Source organism: Ancylobacter koreensis (genome assembly GCF_023016525.1).
Classification (GTDB): Bacteria; Pseudomonadota; Alphaproteobacteria; order Rhizobiales; family Xanthobacteraceae; genus Ancylobacter; species Ancylobacter koreensis.
This window is the reverse complement of the sequence record NZ_JALKCG010000001.1, coordinates 827249-844522: the sequence shown is the minus strand read 5'-3', so window position 1 is coordinate 844522 and position 17274 is coordinate 827249. Positions and strand designations below refer to the sequence as shown.

The 17274-nt window shown below is 69.5% G+C and carries 10 protein-coding genes and 1 tRNA gene; 4 read left to right on the top strand and 7 right to left on the bottom strand.

Annotated elements, in window-relative coordinates:
• Window positions 1-522: a DUF3016 domain-containing protein gene (locus MWN33_RS03835; RefSeq protein WP_247198911.1), complete on the top strand. Its 522-nt coding sequence runs from the start codon at window positions 1-3 to the stop codon at window positions 520-522.
• 4 nt (window positions 523-526) lie between these two features.
• Here the strand turns inward: MWN33_RS03835 and MWN33_RS03830 are convergent, their stop codons facing one another.
• Entirely contained in the window at window positions 527-1957 is a 1431-nt protein-coding gene (locus tag MWN33_RS03830; RefSeq protein WP_247198909.1) for a sodium:proton antiporter, read from the bottom strand.
• Between the two features lie 207 nt (window positions 1958-2164).
• Between MWN33_RS03830 and recR the strand changes: the two genes are divergently transcribed.
• Window positions 2165-2770 carry a recombination mediator RecR gene (gene recR / locus MWN33_RS03825; RefSeq protein ID WP_247198907.1) on the top strand — a complete coding sequence of 202 codons (606 nt, stop codon included), beginning with the start codon at window positions 2165-2167 and terminating at the stop codon, window positions 2768-2770.
• Window positions 2771-2807: 37 nt separating this feature from the next.
• Here recR and MWN33_RS03820 read toward each other — a convergent pair whose 3' ends face one another.
• From MWN33_RS03820 to MWN33_RS03795, 6 genes are all read right to left on the bottom strand, one after another.
• Complete coding sequence (locus MWN33_RS03820; protein WP_247198905.1) at window positions 2808-4175, bottom strand: AmpG family muropeptide MFS transporter; 1368 nt, start codon at window positions 4173-4175, stop codon at window positions 2808-2810.
• A gap of 97 nt (window positions 4176-4272) precedes the next feature.
• Window positions 4273-5178, bottom strand: coding sequence for a transglutaminase family protein (locus tag MWN33_RS03815; protein WP_247198903.1), 906 nt, complete (start codon window positions 5176-5178; stop codon window positions 4273-4275).
• Complete coding sequence (locus MWN33_RS03810) at window positions 5175-7688, bottom strand: circularly permuted type 2 ATP-grasp protein (protein ID WP_247198901.1); 2514 nt, start codon at window positions 7686-7688, stop codon at window positions 5175-5177. Before MWN33_RS03810 ends, MWN33_RS03815 begins: the two co-directional genes overlap by 4 nt.
• A gap of 123 nt (window positions 7689-7811) precedes the next feature.
• Window positions 7812-11123, bottom strand: a complete 3312-nt coding sequence (locus tag MWN33_RS03805) for a transglutaminase family protein (RefSeq protein WP_247198899.1) — start codon at window positions 11121-11123, stop codon at window positions 7812-7814.
• A gap of 262 nt (window positions 11124-11385) precedes the next feature.
• A complete protein-coding gene (locus tag MWN33_RS03800; protein WP_247198897.1) occupies window positions 11386-14556 on the bottom strand; it encodes an efflux RND transporter permease subunit in 3171 nt (1056 codons plus the stop codon).
• 116 nt (window positions 14557-14672) lie between these two features.
• Complete coding sequence (locus MWN33_RS03795; RefSeq protein WP_486187714.1) at window positions 14673-15953, bottom strand: efflux RND transporter periplasmic adaptor subunit; 1281 nt, start codon at window positions 15951-15953, stop codon at window positions 14673-14675.
• A gap of 489 nt (window positions 15954-16442) precedes the next feature.
• Here MWN33_RS03795 and MWN33_RS03790 point away from each other — a divergent pair, with 489 nt between their 5' ends.
• Window positions 16443-16811, top strand: a complete 369-nt coding sequence (locus MWN33_RS03790) for a hypothetical protein (protein WP_247198895.1) — start codon at window positions 16443-16445, stop codon at window positions 16809-16811.
• A 327-nt stretch (window positions 16812-17138) separates the two neighbouring features.
• Window positions 17139-17228, top strand: a tRNA-Ser gene (locus tag MWN33_RS03785).
• Window positions 17229-17274: the final 46 nt, after the last annotated feature.

Genomic DNA, 17274 nt, shown 5'->3' with positions numbered 1-17274 from the left:
ATGCCCGCCCGTGCTGCCCGCCGCGCCCGCGCCGGACTCATCCTCGGCGCTGTCCTGCTTCTGGCGCCGGCCGCGCAGGCGGCGGGCGCCGTCACCTTCGTGGCGCCACAGAACTACCGGGACGGCAATCTCGGCTGGGGGCCGGTCGACCAGCGCCTGACGCTGGAAGGGCTGGAGCGCATCTTCCGCAACGCCGCCGCCAAGCGGCTGCCGGCGGGCTACGAGATCGACGTCGCGGTGCTCGACGTCGATCTCGCCGGCAAGATCGACCCAGTGCGCGCGCGCACCGGCGAATTGCGCGTCATGCGGCAGGACACATGGCCCTCGATGACGCTGCGCTACACGCTGCGCCGGGGCGGCAAGGTCATCGTGCGCGGCGAGGAGACGCTGCGCGCGATGAACTACCTCATGGACCCGGTGGCGATCCGCTCCACCGAGCCGCTGCGCTTCGAGAAGGCGATGGTGAACGACTGGTTCCGCACCCGCTTCGCCGGGCTCGACGCCGCGCGCCCGGCGACGTGAGCGCCTACAGGAAATACAGCCAGGTCAGCAGCGCGAAGCAGGGCAGCAGGAACAGGCCCGACCACGCCATGTAGCCGAAGAAGCTCGGCATGGCGACGCCGCGGCTTTTGGCGATGGCCAGCACCATGAAATTCGGCGCGTTGCCGATATAGGTGAGCGCGCCCATGAACACGGCGCCGGCCGAGATCGCCTCCAGCGTCACCGCGTATTTCGCCATCAGCTCCTGCGCGTCGCCGCCGGCGAGGTTGAAGAAGACGAGATAGGTCGGCGCGTTGTCGAGGAAGCCGGAAAGCAGGCCGGTCATCCAGAAATAGCCGGCATTCACCGGCCCGCCGGCCTCGTCCGTCACCAGCGCCACCAGCGGCGACAGCGCACCGCTCGCCCCCGCCTTGAGGATGGCGATGACCGGGATGATGGTGAGGAAGATCGCCGCGAAGAGCTTGGCCACCTCGCGGATCGGCTCCCAGTCGAAGCCGTTGCGCTCGCGGATGAAGGCCGGCGTGATGCGGATCGAGATGTAGGCCAGCACCAGCAGCGCCACGTCGCGGGCGATGGACGGCAGCGGCACATGGGTGCCGAGGATGTCGAATTCGATGCCCGGCTGCCACAGCGCGCTCATCAGGATCGCGGCGATGACGCCGGCCAGCAGCGGGATGTTGCGCAGCCCGCGCAGGCCCAGCCGCTCGGTGTCCGGCGTCGGGTCGGGCTTGTGCGGCAGGTTCTCCTCCTTGGCGTAGAAATGGCGGTCCAGCAGGTAGAACACGACGAGCAGGATGGCCGCGATCAGCGCCGTGTCGTGGAACAGATGCTCCGTGGTCCAGAAGAAGGACACGCCCTTGAGGAAGCCGAGGAAGAGCGGGGGATCGCCGAGCGGGGTCAGCGAGCCGCCGATGTTCGAGACGAGGAAGATGAAGAAGATGACGGTGTGGACATTGTGACGCCGCTCGTCATTGGCGCGCAGCAGCGGGCGGATCAGCACCATGGAGGCGCCCGTGGTGCCGATGACGCTGGCGAGCACCGTGCCGATGGCGAGCAGCGCCGTGTTCACCCCCGGGCTGCCGTGCAGATTGCCGGTCAGCAGGATGCCGCCGGAGATGGTGAACAGCGAGAACAGGAGGATGATGAACGGGATGTATTCCAGCAGCGCGGCGTGCGCGACCTCGTAGACGGTCAGTCCCGCGCCGAAGACGGCGATGAAGGGCACGAGGAAGGCCAGCCCCCAGAACAGCGCGACCTTGCCGTAATGGTGATGCCAGAAATGGCCCGCCAGAAGCGGGATGACGGCGATGGAGAGCAGCATGCCGACGAAGGGAATGCCCCAGATAAGCGGCAGCGTCGCGCCGTCTATGCCACCTTCCGCCGCCAGTGCCGGCATCGCTGTCAGCGCGAGGCCGAGAAGGGCCAGCGGCGCGGCGGAAAAGGCGGCTCTCGTCATCGGCATCGGTCCTCCCGTCTGTGTCATTGTTGTCGTTCCGGGGTATCAACCCCCTCCCGCAGTGTCGAGCAAAACCGGACCCGCTCACCGCCGATGTGATCGCCCGCCATCGCCGCGCGCTCACGCGGCCTTGGCGCGGCGGCGCGCGCTGCGCTAGACCGGGAGCGACACCGCCGGTGCACCCTTCCGCCGGCTCCGAGGATGCCCATGCCCCGCTCCGTCGCCGGTCCCGAGATCGAACGCCTGATCCAGTTGCTCGCCCGTGTGCCGGGCCTCGGCCCGCGCTCGGCGCGGCGGGCGGCGCTGCACCTCATCAAGAAGCGCGAGCAGCTCATGGCGCCGCTGGCGGGCGCGTTCGGGGAGGTGCTCGGCAAGGTCTCGACCTGCCGCGTCTGCGGCAATCTCGACGTGCGCGACCCCTGCTCGGTGTGCATCGACGAGACGCGCGACGAGACGCTTCTGGTCGTCGTCGCCGACGTCTCCGACCTCTGGGCGCTGGAGCGGGCGGGGGCGCTGAACGCGAAGTACCACGTGCTCGGCGGCACGCTCTCGCCGCTCGACGGCATCGGGCCGGACGAGCTGAACCTCAAGACGCTGGTGGCGCGCGTGCACGGCGGCACCGTCAAGGAGGTGCTGCTGGCGCTGGGCGCCACGGTGGACGGGCAGACCACCGCCCATTACGTCACCGAACTCCTGCGCGATTGCGGCGTGAAGGTCACGCGGCTCGCCCATGGTGTGCCGGTCGGCGGCGAGCTCGACTATCTCGACGAGGGCACGCTGGCGGCGGCGATCCGGGCGCGCACGAGCTTCTGAAGATCGCGCCGCGAAGCTGTGCCGCTCGGCGCGCCCGCTACGCTTTCGTCGCCGCCAGCTCGCGGAAATGGCCGCGCGCCTGCAGCCAGCCGAGCAGGGCGAGGCCGGGGATCGCCGCCAGCGAGGTCACGGCGAAGAACGCCATCCATCCCGTCTCCTGCGCCACGAAGCCGGCGGAGGAGGCGAGGAAGGTGCGCCCCACCGCGGCCAGCGCGGTCAGCAGCGCGTATTGGGTCGCGGTATGCGCGCGGTCGCCGCAGAGCGCGGAGATGTAGGCGACGAAGATCACCGTGCCGATGGCGCCGGTGAAGTTCTCGATCACGATGGTCGCCGTCAGCGCCGCGACGTCCACCCCCATCCACGCCTGCCAGGAAAAGGCGAGGTTGGACAGCATCTGGAGGATGCCCGCCACCCACAGCGCCGTGGCGAGCGGCAGGGCGCGGGCGATCACCCCGCCGGCGAAGCCGCCGATCAGCGCCGCCGCGAAGCCGACGCCCTTCACCACGCCGGCATAGGTCGCTTTATCGAAGCCGATGTCGATGACGAAGGCGCCGGTCAGCGCGCCGGCGAAGGCATCGCAGAACTTGAACAGCACCACGAACAGCAGGATCGCCACCGCGTTGTTGCGGGTCAGGAAGGCGCCGAAAGCCCCGACCGCCGTCTGGCCGACGCGGCGGAGCACGTTCTCCTCGTGCTTGACGACGGGCTCGCCCGCCGGCTCCTTCGCGAGCAGCGAGGCGACGAGGCCGACGCCGACCATGAGGGCGGCGGCGAGATAGCCCCAGCGCCACACATCGGCGCGCGGCACGCCGAGCACCTCGAACCAGGCCACCAGCAGCACCACGCCGGCACCCGAGGCCAGCATGCCGACCCGGTAGGCAGCGACATAGCCGGCCATGCCGGCGGCCTGTTCGCGGGTCTCCAGGCTCTCGACGCGGAAGGCGTCGACCACGATGTCCTGCGTCGCCGAAGCCGCCGCCACCAGCAGCGCGCCGAGCGCCACGTGCCAGGGCCCCGTGACCGGATCCTGGAAGCCGAGCCAGACGATGGCGACCGCGAGCAGGAGCTGGGTGAACACCAGCCAGCCCCGCCGCCGGCCGAGCCAGCGCCCGAGCAGCGGCACGTCGAGCGCATCGACCAGCGGGGCCCAGACGAACTTGAAATTATAGGGCACGCCGACCAGCGCGAAGAGTCCGATGGTGGCGAGGTTCACCTTCGCCTCGGCCATCCAGATGGTCAGCGTCGCTCCCGACAGCGCCAGCGGCAGGCCGGAGGAGAAGCCGAGCAGGATGACGATGAGCACGCGCGGGCGCAGATAGACCGCGAGGCTGGCGAGAAAGCCGTCATCCTCGCGGGCAGGCGGCGCATCGGGGCGGGCGGTACGGGGATTGGCGGTATCGGTCATGAAGCGTCCATGCGGAGCGATTCGGGACGGCGCGGTCCCCCTGTCTACCCCGCCCGGCGCCCTCTGTCCCGCAGGCCGCGAGGCGGCCCGGCGCGCGCTATCCCTTCGCGGCCACTTCCTTCTCCGGCGGGATCGGGATGACGTCGACCTCCACCGTCAGCTCCTGCCCGCCCGAGCCGAAGACCACGCCGCCGATCGGCGCCACGTCGGTGTAGTCGCGCCCGACCGCCAGCACCACGTGATCGGTCGCGACGATGAGCGCGTTGGTGGGGTCCAGCCCCTGCCAGCCGATATCCTCGCCGCACCAGACCGATACCCAGGCATGGGTGGCATCGGCGCCCTGGAGGCGCTCCCGGCCGGGCGGCGGCTCGGTGCGCAGGAAGCCGGAGACATAGGCCGCCGGCAGGCCGAGCCCGCGCAGGCCGGCGATCATGATGTGCGCGAAGTCCTGGCACACGCCGCGCCGCATGCCGAACGCCTCCAGCGGCGGCGTCGAGACGTCGGTGGCGCGCGGGTCGTAGGTGAATTCGGCATGCAGCCGGTTCATCAGGTCGATGGCGCCGGCCAGCATGGGCCGGCCGGGCGGAAAGCTCTCCCCCGCCCACGCCGTGATGTCCTCGCTCAGCGGCACGGCCGGGCTCGGGAACAGATGATGCGCCGGCGAGGCCCCGGAGAGGTCGGCGCTGGCATCGGCCGCCTCGCGCACCTCCTCCCAGCTCGGCCCGCTCTCGGCATCGACGGGCGGCGGCTCCTCCACCTCGACGCGGGCACGCGTCCGCACGGTGAAGCTCTTATGCGCGGTCTCGATGCGGATATGGACGACCTTGTTGCCGAAGAAGTCGCGCGTCTCGGTCCATTCCACCGGCTCGGGCTCGACCGTGAAATGGCTGGCGACGACGCGCTGGTTCGGCCGGTCCACCGGCGCCATGCGCACGACGTGGCGCGCCACCGGCACCGGCGAGTCGTAGGCATAGGCCGTGGTCTGGTGGATGTCGTACTTCACGCCAGAAGCTCCCACGGCGTCTCCACCGGCTGGTTCTGGATGAAGTAGCGCTCGGCGACGTCGTTGGAGAGCTCCATCAGCTCGGATTCGACCTGCCACAGCCGCGCATCGTCGAATTCGGCGGCACTGAACGCCTTCATCGAGGCGGAAAGCCGGGCGGCGAGCCGCTCCTCGGGCGGGGGCGGCTCGTCGCCGACATGGCCGGGCAGCGCCGCGATATGGGCGACGATGGCCTCGATCTGGAAGGCGAGCGAGCGCGGATTGACCGGGTCGAGCAGCACGAGATCGAGCACCGGCGCGCGACTCTCCACCATCACATAACGCGAGCGGTAGGTGATCTGGCTGTCGCACAGCTCCAGCAGCACGTCGAGCGCGCTGGCGGAGGGCGTCTCGCCGACCAGGGTCGAGGCGAAGCGGCAGGTGGCGATGGCGCGCTCGATGCGCCGGCCGAGATCGAGGAAATGCCAGCCGGCGAGCCGGTTCATGTTCTCCGAGGCGAGGCCGGAGAAGGCGGCGAGCGCGCGCAGCGCCCGGTCGGTGCGCTCATAGGCGTCGGGCTCGGCGCTGGTGGCCGGCACGGGCTCGTCCATCATCAGCGCGAGGTCGGCCAGCGTGCGCCAGGCATCCGGCGACAGCCGGTCGCGGATCACCGAGGCGGTGTGGCGCGCCGCCTCGATGAGATTGGGCAGCGCGCCCGGCAGGTCGCGCCGCGACAGCGCGGCCAGCACATGGCGGACGGGCCGCACGCGCGTCACGTCGTCCGGCGCGGCGCCCCAATATTGCAGCAGGTCGAGCAGCTTGGGCACCGAACCGCCGCCCCCGTCGGCGGTCGAGGACAGCCGGCCGGCCAGCGTGCGCAGCAGGCGCAGCGTGCATTCGGCGCGCTCCACATAACGCCCGAGCCAGAAGAAATTGTCGGCCGCCCGGCTCGGCAGCGGCCCGGTCTGGCGCTTGATCTCGACATGGCCGGCGGCCGGCAGCAGCGTCGTCTGCTCGACGGGAGCGGCGTCGAGCACCCAGACATCCGCCGAGCGCCCGCCGCCCTGCATGCTCACCGCGCGCGGGTCGAGGCTCTCGGAAACGCGGGCGAAGCCGCCGGGCATCACCGTCCAGCCCGACTCCGTCGCCGCCACGAAGATGCGCAGGATGAAGGGGTGCGGCTCCAGCCGGCCCTCGCGCCAGACCGGCATGGTCGACATGCGCACCGCCTCCTGGCCGACAATGTCGACGCCGCGCGTACGGATCGCCGTCTCGACGGCGGCCCGACGGGCGGGATCGAGATCGGCGCCGATCACCGCGCCCTCGTCGAGCAGGCCCGGCAGGGTGCGGCGGAAGGCCGGGGCGATGACGAGATCGTCGAGACCGTCCAGCACGCGCTCGCGCTCGGCCGCCTGGCCGCACCACCAGGTCGCGACGTTGGGCAGGATCGGCGCCTCGCCGAGCACGGGCATGCCGAGCTTGGGCAGGAAGCCCATCATGGCGGGAGCCTCGACGACGCCGGAGCCGAGCGCGTTGGCCAGCGCCACCCCGCCGGCGCGCACGGCCTGCATGAGGCCGGGCACGCCGAGCCGCGAGCCGGGGTTCAGCTCCAGCGGGTCGGCATAATCGGCGTCGAGGCGGCGCAGCAGCACGTCGACCCGCTTCAGCCCGGCGACGGTGCGGACATAGACCACATTGTCGCGCACCGTGAGATCGTCGCCCTCCAGCAGCACGAAGCCGAGATAGCGGGCGAGATAGGCGTGCTCGAAATAGGTCTCGTTCAGCGGGCCCGGAGTGAGCAGCCCCACCCTCCCCTCGCCGGAGCGGTCGAGCCGGGTGAGGCCGGCGCGCAGCGCCTGGAAATAGCCGGCCAGCCGTCGCACGTTCAGCGAGCGCGCGAGGTCCGGCATGGCGCGGGCGATGGCGATGCGGTTTTCCAGTGCATAGCCCGCGCCGGAGGGCGACTGGGTGCGGTCGGAGATCACCCACCAGTGCCCGTCCGGGCCGCGCCCGATATCGGCGGCGTAGATCTTCAGGAAGCTGCCGCCATGGGGGTCGACGCCCACCATGGGGCGCAGGAAATCCGGGCTTCCGGCCACCGCCGCCGCCGGCAGCGCGCCCGAACGCAATAGATGGCCGGCGCCGTAGACGTCGGAAAGCACAGACTCCATGAGCTGCGCGCGCTGGATCAGCCCGCGCTCCAGCGCCTGCCATTCGGTGGCGTCGATGACGAGTGGCAGGTGCGAGATCGGCCAGGGCCGCTCGCCGCCGTTCGGGTCGTCATAGACGCGGTAGAACACGCCGGAACGGTAGAGGTGGCGGTCGGCGGCGCTGAAGCGGCGCTGCACCTCCTCCGCCCCCATCTCGGCCAGCGCCGCGAGCAGCGGCGTCCAGTGCGCGCGCGGACGCCCCTCCGCGTCCACGAGCTCGTCGTGCACGCCGGGCAAGGGCTTGTAATCCGCCAGCAGTGCCTCGACCGCCGCTTCCTCGAAGCGGCGGGTCCGGGCCTTCGCCTCACCGCGTCCGGCCATGTCCGTTCCTCGGCGCGCCCGACGAAAGGGAACGCATTCCGCCTGCCCGCGACGTCCGTGGCTGCGCGCGCGTGAACGCACGCACGGGCCGCGGCCTCTGGCACGCGCTCGCCATGCGCCGCGTCAGATCCGCGCCGGGCGGCGCAGGTCGAGCGTCGCCGGGAATTCGGCGGACGCCTCTTCCGGCGGCACGAACAGGTAGCCGGGAGTGTGGCCGTAATCCTGGAAGCGCGCCAGACGTCGCGCCTGCGCCTCGTACGAATTCACCGGAAATGTTTCGTAGTTTCGGCCGCCCGGATGCGCGACATGGTAGACGCAGCCGCCCAGCGAGCGGTTCGACCACAGGTCCACAATATCGAAGGTCAGCGGCGCGTGCACGGGAATCGTCGGGTGCAGGCCGGAGGCCGGCTGCCACGCCTTGAAGCGCACACCCGCCACATATTCGCCGAAGCGGCCGGTACCGAGCAGCGGCAGGCGCCGCCCGTTGCAGGCCACGATGTGGCGGATCGGGTTCAGCCCCTCGACGCGCACCTGCAGGCGCTCGACCGAGGAATCGACGAAACGGACCGTGCCGCCGACCGCGCCCTCTTCGCCCATCACATGCCAGGGCTCCAGCGCCTGCCGCAGCTCCAGCGACACGCCGCCATGCTCGACCTGCCCGAAATAGGGGAAGCGGAACTCGCGCTGCGCCTCGAACCACAGCGGATCGAACGCGTAGCCGGCCCGGCCGAGATCGTTCAGCACGTCCTTGAAGTCGGCCCACACGAAGTGCGGCAGCATGAAACGGTCGGCCAGCGCGGTGCCCCAGCGGGCGAGCGGGCCTTCCTGCGGCTCGCGCCAGAACCACGCGATGAGCGCGCGCAGCAGCAGCTGCTGGGCGAGCGACATGCGCCAGTCCGGCGGCATCTCGAAGGACCGGAACTCGACGAGGCCGAGCCGGCCGGTCGGCCCGTCCGGCGAGAACAGCTTGTCGATGCAGATTTCCGAGCGGTGCGTGTTGCCGGTGACGTCGGTCAGCAGGTTGCGGAACAGCCGGTCGACCAGCCAGGGCGGCGGCGCCTGGCCCTTGCCGGGCGCCGGCACGTTCGCCATGGCGATTTCGAGCTCGTAGAGCACGTCGTGGCGGGCCTCGTCGACGCGCGGCGCCTGGCTGGTCGGGCCGATGAACAGGCCGGAGAACAGATAGGACAGCGAGGGATGGCGCTGCCAGTAGGTGATGAGGCTCTTGAGCAGGTCGGGCCGGCGCAGGAACGGGCTGTCCGCCGGCATGGCGCCGCCGACCACCACATGGTTGCCGCCCCCCGTGCCGGTGTGGCGCCCGTCGACCATGAACTTCTCGGTGCCGAGGCGTGAAAGGCGCGCCTCCTCATAGAGGTCGCGGGTGATCTCGACGCAGGTCTTCCAGTTCGAGGCCGGGTGAACGTTCACCTCGATCACGCCCGGATCGGGGGCGACGCGGATGACGTTCAGGCGCGGATCGACCGGCGGGGTATAGCCCTCGATATGCACCGGCAGCTTGAGCTCGGCCGCCGTGACCTCGATCGCGGCGAGCAGTTCCAGATAATCCTCCAGCCGCTCGGTCGGCGGCATGAACACGCAGAGCCGGCCGTTGCGCGGCTCGATGGCGAGTGCGGTGCGCACCGAGCCGGTGCCGGTCAGCACCTGGTCGACGCGCTGCTGGCTGTCGTCCTCGACCGAGGTGCGGCGGTAGAGCTGGTGCAGCGTCTCGGCATCCGGCAGTTCGCCGGAGATCGCCATCGGGTCGGCCGGGTTGACATAGGGGTAGGCCGCCGGCGGCACCCAGGGCAGCGCGGCGAGCGGCAGGCGGAAGCCGACCGGGGAATCGCCGGGCACGAGGAACAGCTTGCCGCGCCGGAAATGCCATTTCTCGCTCACCCAGCCGCGCGAGGAGCGCGCCTGCCAGCGCTGCACCGGCAGCACATAGCCGCTCGGCCGGCCGAGCCCGCGCTCGAACACCCGCACCATGCGCGAGCGCTCCTCAGGGTCCTCCAGCTTGGAATCGAGCGGGTCGACATTGTCGGGCAGGTCCGCTTCCTTGAGGATCCAGTGGGCGGGGTCCTCGAAAGCGGGCGAGACGAAGCCGGCGCCGACGCCGAGCCGGTCGGCCAGTCCCTCGGTGAAGACGCGGGCGTCCTCGACATTGGCGCTGGTCAGCCCTTCATTGGCGATGAGTTCGGGGTCGCGCCAGATCGGCTTGCCGTCCTTGCGCCAGTAGAGCGAGAAGGTCCAGCGCGGCAGGCTCTCGCCCGGATACCACTTGCCCTGGCCGTAATGCATCATGCCGCCGGGGGCGAAGCGCCGGCGCAGGCGGCGGATCAGGTCGTCGGCGCGGATGCGCTTGGTGGGACCGACGGCGGAGGTGTTCCACTCCGCGCTCTGGTAGTCGTCGATGGAGATGAAGGTCGGCTCGCCGCCCATGGTGAGGCGCACGTCCTGCGCGGCGAGGTCGGCGTCGACCCGGTCGCCCAGCGCGTCGAGCGCGGCCCAGGCCTCGTCGGCGAAGGGCAACGTCACGCGCGGCTTCTCGGCGACACGGGTCACCCGCATGTCGAAGTCGAAGGTGGTCGTCGTGCCCTCCTCCGCCGTGAAGCCGCCGGTGATCGGCGCGGCGGATTGCGGGTTCGGCGTGGCGCAGAGCGGCAGGTGGCTCTCGCCGCACAGCAGGCCGGAGGTCGGGTCGAAGCCGATCCAGCCGGCGCCGGGCAGATAGACCTCGCACCAGGCGTGCAGGTCCGTGAAGTCGACCTCCGTGCCGGTCGGGCCGTCGAGCGCCTTCACATCCGGCTTGAGCTGGATCAGGTAGCCGGAGACGAAGCGGGCGGCGAAGCCGAGCCGGCGCAGCACCTGAACCAGCAGCCAGCCGGAATCGCGGCACGAGCCGGAGGCGAGCGAGAGCGTCTCGTCGGGCGCCTGCACGCCCGGCTCCATGCGGATGAGATAGCCGACGCGCTGCTGAAGCATCTGGTTGAGGTTGACGAGGTAGTCCACCGTCTTGTCGCCGTCGGCCGGGCGCACCTCGTCGACGAAGGCGTCGATCAGCGGGCCGTCCTGCTCCTGCTCCAGATAGGGCACCAGCTCCTTGGCGAGCTCGGGCGGGTAGGCGAAGGGCAGCGTCTCGGCATATTCCTCGATGAAGAAGTCGAACGGGTTGTAGACCGTCATGTCGGCGATCAGGTCGACCTCGACCCGGAACTCCGTCGTCTTCTCCGGGAAGACGAAGCGCGCCATCCAGTTTCCGAACGGGTCCTGTTGCCAGTTCACGAAATGGTTCGAGGGCGTGACCTTGAGCGAGTAGCTCTTCACCGGCGTGCGGCAATGCGGCGCCGGGCGCAGCCTGATGATCTGAGGGCCGAGCGCGACCGGGCGGTCGTACTTGTAGGCCGTGACGTGATGCAGGCTGGCGAAGATTGTCATAGGCACCAACTGAAAGACCGAAGACCACCGGCACCGGCGATCCTAGACGGGCCGGACCGGACGGAACAGTCCGACAGAACGCATGAATCGTGCCGCAATCGCGCCACACTGTCCGCATGGGCCTTTGGCGGCGCGGCCGCAGGAGGCCCACCCGCAGGCGGCACGGCGCGGCACCCTGGCCCTGACGCCGCCGCCATGGCGGGCGCCTAGAGAAGCGCCATCACGGCGCGAATTGAGGCGGGCGCCGCCCGCCCCGGCGCGCTCAGCCCGCCGCCGTCGGGGCGCCGGGAGCGACCGTGCCGGCAGCCGGCTTGCCGCGCGTGCGCCATTCCTCGAAGCGCTGCAGCACCGTGTAGAAGGACGGCACGAACAGCACGGCGAGGCAGGTCGAGGCGAGCATGCCGGAGAACACGGCGATGCCGATCGACTTGCGCGAGGCGGCACCCGCGCCGGTGGCGAGCACCAGCGGCAGAACGCCTAGAATGAAGGCGAAGGAGGTCATCAGGATCGGCCGGAAACGCAGCCGCGCGGCCTCGGTCGCCGCCTCGATGATCTCCATGCCCTCCGCCCGTTTTTCGCGCGCGAACTCGACGATGAGGATGGCGTTCTTGGCCGAGAGGGCGATCAGCAGGATGAGGCCGATCTGCGTGTAGAGATTGTTGGAGACGCCGAGCCCGGTCAGCGCCGCCACGGTGCCGAGCAGCGCCAGCGGCACGGCGAGCAGCACCGAGAAGGGCAGGATCCAGCTCTCGTACTGGCCGGCGAGGACGAAGTAGACCAGCAGGATGGCGAGGCCGAAGACGTAATAGACCTCGTTGCCGACGATCACTTCCTGATAGGACATGGCCGTCCAGTCATAGCCCATGCCCGGCGGCAACGTCGCGTCGGCGACCTGATCCATGATCTGCAGCGCCTGGCCGGAAGAGAAGCCGGTGGCCGGCGCGCCCTGCACCGTGGTCGCGGGATAGAGGTTATAGAGCGTGATCAGCGGCGGTCCGAACGAGGGCTCCACCGTGGCCAGCGTGCCGAGCGGCACCATGACGCCTTCCGGCGTGCGGATCTTCAGGTTGAGGATTTCCTCCGGCGTGCGCCGGAAATCGGCCTCGGCCTGGATATAGGCCTGGAAGGTCTGGCCGAACTCGTTGAACTGGGTCACGTAGCTCGACCCGACGAAGCCCTGCACGGTGGAGAACACCTGCCCGACCGTGACGCCGAGGGTCTCCGCCTTGATGCGGTCGATCTTGAGATAGAGCTGGGGAACGTTGGCGCGGAACGAGGTGGACAGGCGCTGCAGCGCCGACTGGGTGGAGGCGTTGGCCACCACCTGCTGCGTCGCGCCCTGCAGCTCGGGGAAATCGAAGCTGCCGTCCTTCTGCTGCAGCATCATGGTGAAGCCGGAGGCGTTGCCCACGCCCTGGATCGCCGGCGGCACCAGCACGAAGGTGCGGGCCTCCTCGATCTGCGCCAGCTGCTTGTTCAGCGTCTCGTACATCCAGAGCAGGCCCTGGCCGGCCTTGTCGCGCTCGTCCCAGGGCTGGAGCATGACATAGGCGACGCCGGCATTCGGCAGGGTAGCGTTGTTGTCGAGCACCGAGACGCCGGAAATGGCGATAACGTCCTTCACGCCCGGCGTGGCACCGACGATCTTGGAGATCTTGTCCATCACGTCGGCGGTGCGGCCCAGCGAGGCGGCGTCGGGCAGCTGCGCGCCGATCAGCACATAGCCCTGGTCCTCGGTCGGCAGGAAGCCGGTCGGCACCCGGGTGATGCCCCAGATGGCGAGGCCGATCAGCACGAGGCCGACCGAGACCACGATGTAGCTCGCCTTGACCATGTGGTGGATCAGGCCGGCGTACCAGTGCTCGGCCCTGTTGTAGACGGCGTTGAAGCCCCGGTAGAAGAAGTTGCGCTTCTCCTCCGGCACCGGCGGGCGCAGCCACAGCGCGCACTGCGTCGGCTTCAGCGTCATGGCGTTGATCGCCGAGATGAAGGCGGTGGCGGCGATGACCAGCGCGAATTGCTTGTACATCTGGCCGGTAAGGCCGGGCATGAAGGCAGCCGGCAGGAACACCGCCATCAGCACCAGCGTGATGCCGATGATCGGGCCGAGCAGCTCGTCCATCGCCTTCTCGGCGGCAAGCCTTCCGGGCAGGCCGCGCTCGATGTGGCGCGCCACGCCCTCGACGATGACGATGGCGTCGTCCACCACGATGCCGATGGCGAGGACGATGGCGAACAGCGTCGAGAGGTTCACCGTGAAGCCCATCGCCGCCATGGCCGCGAAGGTGCCGATGATCGTCACCGGCACGGTGGTCGCCGGCACCAGCGTCGCCCGCCAGTCCTGCAGGAAGACGAGGATGACGATGAGCACGAGGATGCCGGCCTCGAACAGCGTCTTGTAAACCTCGGTGACCGAGGCGTTGACGAAGACGGTGGTGTCGAAGGGAATGGCGTAGGCGAGGCCGGGCGGGAAGTTCTTGGCGAGCAGCTCCATCTTGGCGCGCACCTCGGTCGCCACCTGGAGCGAGTTCGCCTCGGGAAGCTGGTAGATGCCCAGCGCCGCCGCCGGCTTGTCGTTATAGGTGAAGATCTGGCTGTAGGTCTGCGCGCCGATCTCGACCCGCGCCACGTCGCGCAGCCTTGTAATGCGCCCGCCATCGGCGTTCGACACCTTGACGATGATGTTCTCGTAATCGGCGGCGTCGTTGAGCCGGCCGTCCATCGTCAGGGTGAACTGGAAGTTCTGGTCCTTCGGCACCGGCGGCATGCCGACGACGCCGGAGGCCACTTCCTGGCTCTGCTGCTGGATCGCGTCGACCACATCCTGCGGGGTGAGCTGGCGGGCCTGGAGCTCGTCCGGGTTCAGCCAGACGCGCATCGCGTACTGGCCGGCCCCGAACACCGCGACATTGCCCACGCCGTCGAGGCGGGCGATCTCGTTCTGCAGGTTGATGACGCCGTAATTGGCGAGGAACAGGCTGTCGTAGCTCCCGTCCGGCGAATAGAGGTTCACGAACTGCAGGATCGCCGTCGACTTGATCTGCGTCGTCACGCCCTGCACCTGCACCGCCTGCGGCAGCGAGGCGAGCGCGATGGCGACGCGGTTCTGCACCAGCACCTGCGCCATGTTCGGATCGGTGCCGATGGCGAAGGTCACGGTCAGCGTGTAGCTGCCGTCGGAGGCGCTCGTCGACTGCATGTAGAGCATGCCCTCGACGCCGTTGACCTGCTGTTCGATGGGCAGCGCCACCGTGTCGACCAGCGTGCGGGCGCTGGCGCCGGGATAGAGCGTCGTGACCTGGATCGTCGGCGGAACCACATTGGGATATTGCGCGACCGGCAGCGTGAGCAGCGCCACGCTGCCGATCAGCACGAAGACGAGCGCCAGCACGTTGGCGAGAACCGGCCGTTCGATGAAGAAGCGTGAGATCATGATACGGGCCTTCGGTTCGGACGGGCCGGGCGTTGGAAAGCGGAGATCGGAAGCGCCGTTCGGAAAGCGCAGGTCGGGCAGGCCGGCCGGCGCCCACGGCGCCGGCGCTCACGCACTCAGTTGCCGGTCTTGGCCGGAGCCGCAGGAGCCGCCGCCGGAGCCGTGCCGGCGGGCGCCGCTGCGGGGGTGGAGGCGGCGGGCGCCGCTGCGGGGGTGGAGGCGGCGGGCGCGGCCGTCGTCTCCAGCGAGCCGGCGACCGGATCGACCTTGGAGCCCGGCGTGGCGCGCTGGATGCCGCCGATCACCACCCGGTCGCCCGCCGCGAGGCCGCTCTCGACCACACGCAGCTCGCCGACCTGCTGGCCGGTGGTGACGATCTTCTGCTCGACCTCGTTGTCCTTGTTGACCACCAGCACATATTTGCCCTGCTGCGCCGAGCCGATGGCGGTGTCCGGCACCAGGTAGGCGTCCGGGATCTTCTTCGCCGGGATGCGCACCCGCACGAACAGCCCGGGCAGCAGCTCCAGCTTCGCGTTGTCGAACACGCCGCGCACCAGCAGCGTGCCGGTCGCAGGATCGACTTCCGGCGACACGTAGTCGAGCCTGCCCTTGTGGGGGTAGTCCTCGCCCTCGTTCTGCAGGCCGATATCGATCTCGATCTCCTTGACCTGCTCGATGGTGCGCCCCTGCGCCGCCAGTGCATCCTTGATGCGCAGCACCTCGTTCTCGCCGATGTTGAAATAGGCGTAGATCGGGTTCATCTGCACCAGCGTGGCGAGCTTGGTCGGCTCGCCATGGCCGACAAGCTGGCCGACATCGGCAAGGTGGCGGGTGGCGATGCCGTCGAAGGGCGCCGTCACCGTGGTGTAGCCGAGATTGATGGTGGCGATCTCGATATTGGCCTTGGCGGCATCGACCGAGGCCTGCGCCTGCTCCATGGCGGCGCGCGCCTTGTCGACCGTCGCCTGCGAGGAGAAGTCCTGCTGGCCGAGCGTCGACTGGCGCTGATACTCGGCCTGATTGTTGGTGAGCTGAGCCTGGGCCGAGGCGAGCTGCGCCTTCGCCTGGTCGAGATCGGCCTGATAGGTGTCCTGCTGGATCAGGAACAGCCGGTCGCCCTTCTTGACCACCGAGCCGTCCTTGTAGTCGATCGCGTCGAGGAAGCCCTCCACCCGGGCCACCAGGTCGATCGAGTTGATCGAGGCGGTGTTGCCGGTGAAGTTGAGATAGCGCGTCACTTCCTGCTGGAGCGGCGCCGCCACCGTGACCTTGGGCGGGGGAGGAGCGACGTATTTGTTCTCCTCCGAGCAGGCCGCGAGCAGCAGGGCCGCCATCCCGACCCCGGCGAGACCCGCCGTCATACGACGCCGACCGGCCAGATAAGCGCTCGGACCCATTCTTCCCCTCCGACGTCGATCCCCGCAGCCGGACTATACAGTCGGCGGAAGCGTTGTCCAGACGTAACTATTTGAATGTATTTACGTTTAGAAACGCCGCCATGTCAGGACGATGACATGATGAACCGAACCGTGCGGAACATATCCATGGTTGTTCGCGCGTGAAGCCGCCCGGAAGCTTTCCGGAGCGGCGGAGAAGCCGGCTATCTTAGTGCGGGGCGCGTCGAAGCCGGCGCGATTATACCTCCGCAATCCGAAGAGGCCGCCCCCACGCCCGGCTTCATGACATGGCGCGGGCGAGCCTCACCTGGGGTACCGGCGCCGCCATGGCCCTGCGCGAATCGAAGCCAAGGGCATCGAGGCATGCCGGGACCTCGCCCGCCGGCCCCGGCTCGACATTTCCCGCGCTTGCTCTAGGCTGCCGCGCGCGGCGACCTCACAGCCAGTAAGACGGTCCGCGCGCCGCCCCGGACCGTGCCGGGGCCCTTCATGTATCCGACGCGACAGCACGCCTTCCTCCTCGCCACGATTCTGGCCGCGCTTCTCGCCGCGCCGCTTTCCGGCGCGGGTGCCGCGCTGGCCGACGATGCCGGACTCAAGCTCGTGCAGGGCGACCTGTTCACCAACGATGTCGGCAGCGTGCTGAACGTGGCGGTGGTGAACGACACGCCGAATACGGTCGGCTCGGTCGGGGTGCAGTGCGCCTTCACCGCCAAGGGCAAGCCGGTCGGCTCGGCCGGGGTGATCATCTTCAACATCGTCGCTGGCGAGAAGGGGCAGGACCAGGTGCACCTGCTCGGCCCCAAGGCGGACGGCGCCACCTGCTCGATCACCGGCACCACCCCGCCGGCGCCCTGAACGCCGGCCGCGTTCGCTTTTCCCGTCCGTCTCAGCCGAGCCCCCTGCGACGGAAAGCGGCGGCAGCGGCCCACACGGGATCTGCGGCTTCCGTCCTGCAACGCACGGCGGCGCCCCTCACACGTGTAGGACTGCGCCGCCAGCCTTCCCCGTGCAGGTGCGGCAGGCCATTTGCGGGCGCCTCGACACGCGAATGCGCCGCAGTTGAGGATGGCGTCCCGCGGCGTCTTGCCAGCACGGCGCGCTTCGCTATATTCCGCGCCTCTTCGACGGATCGTCCCGCCCCGGCCGGACGCGCCTCGAAGCCGCCGGGCCCAGCCCGCGGACGGAGGGGTGGCCGAGTGGTTGAAGGCGCACGCCTGGAAAGTGTGTATACGGGAAACCGTATCGCGGGTTCGAATCCCGCTCCCTCCGCCATCGACCGGTCCCGATGAACGTCCCGGCTCGCCCGCTCTCGGGACCG